This window comes from Allostella sp., assembly GCF_041913585.1.
Classification (GTDB): Bacteria; Pseudomonadota; Alphaproteobacteria; order ATCC43930; family Allostellaceae; genus Allostella.
The window spans coordinates 18,407-23,149 of sequence record NZ_JAYSFE010000061.1 but is presented as its reverse complement, the minus strand read 5'-3'; the positions used below and the strand labels follow the sequence as shown (position 1 = coordinate 23,149).

4 protein-coding genes are annotated in these 4,743 nt (G+C 73.5%); 1 reads left to right on the top strand and 3 read right to left on the bottom strand.

The window, feature by feature from the left end:
* The 3 genes from ACE3Q3_RS13165 to ACE3Q3_RS13155 form a co-directional block, all read right to left on the bottom strand.
* Positions 1-2,042: acetate--CoA ligase family protein (locus ACE3Q3_RS13165; RefSeq protein WP_374446763.1), on the bottom strand; the 2,042-nt coding region annotated here is incomplete at its 3' end.
* Between the two features lie 24 nt (positions 2,043-2,066).
* Entirely contained in the window at positions 2,067-2,432 is a 366-nt protein-coding gene (locus tag ACE3Q3_RS13160) for a Zn-ribbon domain-containing OB-fold protein (protein WP_374446761.1), read from the bottom strand.
* Positions 2,429-3,553, bottom strand: coding sequence for a thiolase family protein (locus tag ACE3Q3_RS13155; RefSeq protein ID WP_374446760.1), 1,125 nt, complete (start codon positions 3,551-3,553; stop codon positions 2,429-2,431). Before ACE3Q3_RS13155 ends, ACE3Q3_RS13160 begins: the two co-directional genes overlap by 4 nt.
* A gap of 85 nt (positions 3,554-3,638) precedes the next feature.
* Here ACE3Q3_RS13155 and ACE3Q3_RS13150 point away from each other — a divergent pair, with 85 nt between their 5' ends.
* A complete protein-coding gene (locus tag ACE3Q3_RS13150) occupies positions 3,639-4,592 on the top strand; it encodes an endonuclease/exonuclease/phosphatase family protein (RefSeq protein ID WP_374446759.1) in 954 nt (317 codons plus the stop codon).
* Positions 4,593-4,743: the final 151 nt, after the last annotated feature.

Here is a 4,743-nt window from a genome sequence, read left to right as displayed (position 1 = left end):
GCCGCCCCCACCATCACCGGGTTGAGGTCGACCGAGGCGATGCGGCCGCCGGCCGCCAGCATCATGGCGCCGAGCCGCACGGCGGCCGCGGCATAGGCGGCGAGATCGAGCGCCGGCTCGCCGCGGGTGCCGCGCAGGATGGGCGCGATGCGCAGGCCCATCAGCGCCGCCACCACCTCGTCGGCGGTGAAGGGGGGCACCAGCACCGCCACGTCGCCCAGCGCCTCGACATACTTGCCGCCGTCGCCGACGAGGACCGCCGGCCCGACCATCGGGTCGAGGCGGGCGCCCAGCACCAGTTCGCGCCGGCCCTTGATCATGCGGGCGACGATGACGCCCTCGATCTCGGCACCGAGGGCGCGCAGTCCCGCCATCTGGGCCCGGAAGGCGGCGGCGACGGCATCGGCATCGGCGAGGCCGAGCGCCACCAGCCCATGCTCGGACTTGTGCGGCACGTCGGGCGAGCAGGCCTTGACCGCGACCGGCCCGCCGAGTTCGGCGAAGGCGGCGCGGGCCTCGTCCTCGGTCCGGCACAGGCGGTGGGCGACGACCGGCATGCCCTGCGCCGCCAGCAGCGCGAGGCTGTCGGCCTCGCCGAGGAAGGGCCTGGTTCCAGGCGGCACCGCCACCGGTGCCGCCGCCGGCATCGTCGGCAGGGGTTCCCGCATCATCGCCGTGTGCGCCGCGAGCTGCGCCAGGGCGCGCATTGCCGTCGTCTCGTTGGGATAGGTCGGAACCCCGGCCGCGGCGAAGACGGCGGCGATGTTGGGTTGCGGCACGCCGAGCGCCACCGGCTTGCCGGTGTCGGCCATGAACTGCGCCGTGTCGCGCGCGAAGGCGGGGACGTCGTAGCCGGCGCCGGCCACCGGGATCGCGATGAAGAAGAGGTCCGCGGCCGGGTCGCGGCCGACGATCGGCAGGATGTCGCTGAAGAGGCGGCTGTTCGACAGCAGCGCCGCCGTCACGTCGATCGGGTTGGTGGTGGTGGCGAAGCCGGGCAGCACGTCCTTCAGCGCCGCCACCGTCTCCGGCTGGAAGCGCCCGAGCGGCAGGTCGAGCTCGGTCGCGCGGTCCGCCGCCATGACGCAGCTCGCCCCGGAATTGCTGATGGCGACGAGGCGGCGCCCCTCCGGCCGCCAGCCCTTGAGATAGAGTTCGGCCGCCGCGCACCAGTCGTGCATGTCGGTCGCGCGCCAGATGCCGTGCCGCTTCAGGAAGGCGTCGATGACCCGGTCCTCGCCGGCCAGCGACCCGGTGTGCGAGCGCGCGGCCTGCGCCCCGGCCGCGGTGCGCCCCGCCTTCAGCGCCACCACCGGCAGGTCGCGCGCCCGCGCCGCCGCCGCCAGCGACGCCAGCCGCGGCGCGTCGCTCATGCCCTCGAGATAGAGAAGCAGCAGGCGAAGGTCGGGATCGGCGACCATCGCCTCGGCCAGTTCGATCGCCGTCAGGTCGGAATCGTTGCCGGTCGCGCAGACGTAGCGCACGCCGATGCCGCGCCCGCGCAGCAGCGCATAGGGGACGAGGCTGGTGGCACCGCTCTGGCTGACGATGCCGACCGGCCCGTCGGCCGGCGGCGCCTCGATGAACATGGTGGCGAAGTTGGCGACCGCGCCGGTGCCGAAATTGGCGAGGCCCTGGCTGTTCGGGCCGACGATGCGCATCCCCTTGGCCCGCGCCCGCGCCACCATGGCGCGCTGCGCCGCCAGCCCCGCCTCGCCGGTTTCGCCGAACCCCGACGCCATGACGATGCAGACCTTCACGCCGCGCTCGGCGCAGGCGTCGACCGCCTGGATGCCGGCCTCGCCCGGGATCGCCACGACCACCAGTTCCGGCGCCTCCGGCACCGCCGCCAGGTCGGGGTAGGCCCGGTAGCCCTGGATCTCGGCCCGGGTCGGATTGATCGGGTAGACCTGCCCGCGAAAGCCGAATTTCGACAGGAAGTGGATCGGGCGCCCGCCCACCTTGTTGGGATTTTCCGAGGCGCCGATGACGGCGACCGAGCGGGGATCGAGGGCGGCACGAAGCGAGTCGTCGAGCGGCATCGGAATTCCTGGAGGAGGTCGGGGTCAGGCCGGCACGAAGCGCGGCAGGTGCCGCCCGTCGTGCGCGAAGAAGGTGACGGCGACGCGCTGGCCGATCGCGAGATCCGCGGCGCCGTGCGCCATCATGCGGATGCCCTCGTCGAGATCGACCAGCGCGATCGTGTAGGGCGCCAGCGCCCGGAAGGCGTCGGAGGGCGCCCGGACGACGGTGGTGACGGCATGGACGGTCCCGGTCCCGGCCGCCCGCCGCCATTCGACCGCGGTCGAGCCGCAGGCCGGGCAGAAGTCGCGGGGGAAGGTCTGGCCCGTGCCGCACGCGGCACAGCGCCGCCAGCGCAGTTCGCCCGCGGCGCAGCCCTCCCAGAAATGGGTGGCGAGCGATCCCGTCATGCGGCCCTCAGGACGAGGCTGACATGGGACGACATGACGCCGCCGTCACCATGAACGAAGGCGGTGCGGCGGCCCGCCACCTGCCGCGCGCCGGCCTTGCCGGCAAGCTGGCGATAGGCCTCCGCGACGTGCGCCATGCCGCCGCCGACGCCGCAATGGCCGAAGGCGAGCAGGCCGCCATGGGTGTTGAGCGGCAGCCGCCCGTCCGGTCCGAAGGATCCGTCGCGCGCCATGCCCGCGGCACCGCCGCGGGGCGCGAAGCCGATCTCCTCCAGCAGCATGGTGAGCGTGATCGTGAAGCTGTCGTAGACCGCGAGGAAGTCCACGTCGTCGCGCCGGCAGCCGGCCTCGGCGAAGGCGCGGCCCGCCGCCTCGCCGGCGCCCGTCACCGTCAGGTCGGCGGCGTGGCTGATGTGCTGGTGGCGGTGCGCCTGGCCCATGCCGGCGATGCGGGCTGCCCCCTCGTCCCGCTGGACGACGAGCGCCACCCCGCCGTCGGAGATCGGGCAGCAGTCGAGGAGCTTGAGGGGCCTCGCGATCGGTTTCGAGGCGAGCACGTCGGCGACCGTGATCGGCGCGGACTGGTGGGCGCCCGGACAGTTCGCCGCGTGGCGGCGCATCAGCACCGCGAACTCCGCCAGATCGGCCTCGGTCAGGCCGTGGACATGCAGGTAGCGCGAGGCGAGGAGCGCGTAGTAGGCCGGGATGGTGGCGCCGTAGGGCACCTCGAAATCCGGATGGCCGACCTGGGCCAGGGTCTGGATCGCGGAGTCGCGGCTCTGCCCGGTCGCCCGGTTCTCGGCGCCGACGACGAGGATGCGCCGGCACTGGCCGGCATCGACCAGGCGGGCGGCGAGCATGGTCATGGCGCAGCCGGTGGCGCCGCCGGCCTGGACGGCATGGGCATAGACCGGTTCGAGCCCGAAATGCTCGGCGAACACGGTCGCCAGCATGAGGTGCGGATGGGTCGTGGAATAGCCGCAGACGAGCCCGTCGATGTCGCCCCTTGCCAGGCCGGCGTCGGCCAACGCCACCGTCGCCGCCTCCGTCATCAGGTCGATCGTCGTCCGGCCCTCATGCCGGCCGAACCCGGTATCGCCGGCGCCCGCGATGTGCGCCAAATTCGTTCCTCCCGAAGCGGGCGGGAGTGTGCCCCCGCGCCCCGGCCGAGAGCAAGCGGCCAGGCCGGAACCCCGAGGACGACCGATGCGGCTCAGGATCGCGACCTACAACCTGGAGAATTTCGACGACGAGGGGCCGCTGCCGCTCGACCGGCGCCTGCCCGTCCTCGGCCGGACGCTGGCCCGTCTCGATGCCGACATTCTCTGCCTGCAGGAGGTCAATGCCCAGGAGGCCCCGAAGCGGCCGCGGACGCTGGCCGCACTCGACCGGCTCGTGGCCGGCACCCCCTATGCCGGCTTCCACCGCGCCCTGACCACCAGCGAGGGCGGCGACTACCCGCGCGACATCCACAACCTGGTGATCCTGAGCCGCCATCCGATCCGGACCGTCGACCAGGTGGCCCATCGCCTGGTGCCGCCGGTCGACTGGCGCTGGCTCGCCGGCGAGCACGGCGAGCCGGTGCGCTTCGAACGCCCGATCCTCGCGGTCGTGATCGATGTCGGGCGGCCCCTGCACCTGCTCGACCTCCATCTCCGGGCACCGCTGGCGGTCGCCGTGCCGGGCGGCAAGACCGGCCCCTTCGCCTGGAGGAGCGTCGGTGGCTGGGCCGAGGGCTATTTCCTGGCGGCGGTGAAGCGGCAGGCGCAGGCCCTGGAGGCGCGGCTGCTGATCGAGTCGATCTTCGACCGCGATCCCGAGGCCTGGATCGTCGTCGCCGGCGACCTCAACGCCGAGGAGCGCGAGGTGCCGCTCGCCATCCTCGCCGCGCCCACCGACGCAACCGGCAATCCCGCACTGGCGGCGCGGTCGCTGGCATCGCTGGCCCACCTCGTTCCGGCCGACCGGCGCTTCACGGTGCGCCACGGCCGCGGTCTCCTGCTCGACCACATCCTGGTCTCGCAGGCGCTGGCCCGGCGCTGCACCGGCGTCGAAATCCTGAACGCCGAACTTTCGGACGAGGCGGACGCGGCGCGGGCCGGGTTCGACGACCCGGCCGGCTTCCATGCCCCGATGGTGGCGGCTTTCGAGCTCGCCTAGAAGCAGGCGGCGACGGCCGCCCCGAGTTCGAGGACGATGGCGAGCCCGCGCTCCCACCACAGGGCCAGCGCCCCCAGGACGGCGCCGGCCGCGCCGAAGGCGGCGATGGTCGGAAGCGGGGTCATGTCGACGATCGGGTCATGTCGACGAT

Excerpts from the sequence above, each read along its gene's own strand:
- ACE3Q3_RS13160 (WP_374446761.1), bottom strand. The coding sequence starts at position 2,432 with ATGACGGGATCGCTCGCCACCCATTTCTGGGAGGGCTGCGCCGCGGGC.
- ACE3Q3_RS13150 (WP_374446759.1), top strand. The coding sequence starts at position 3,639 with ATGCGGCTCAGGATCGCGACCTACAACCTGGAGAATTTCGACGACGAG.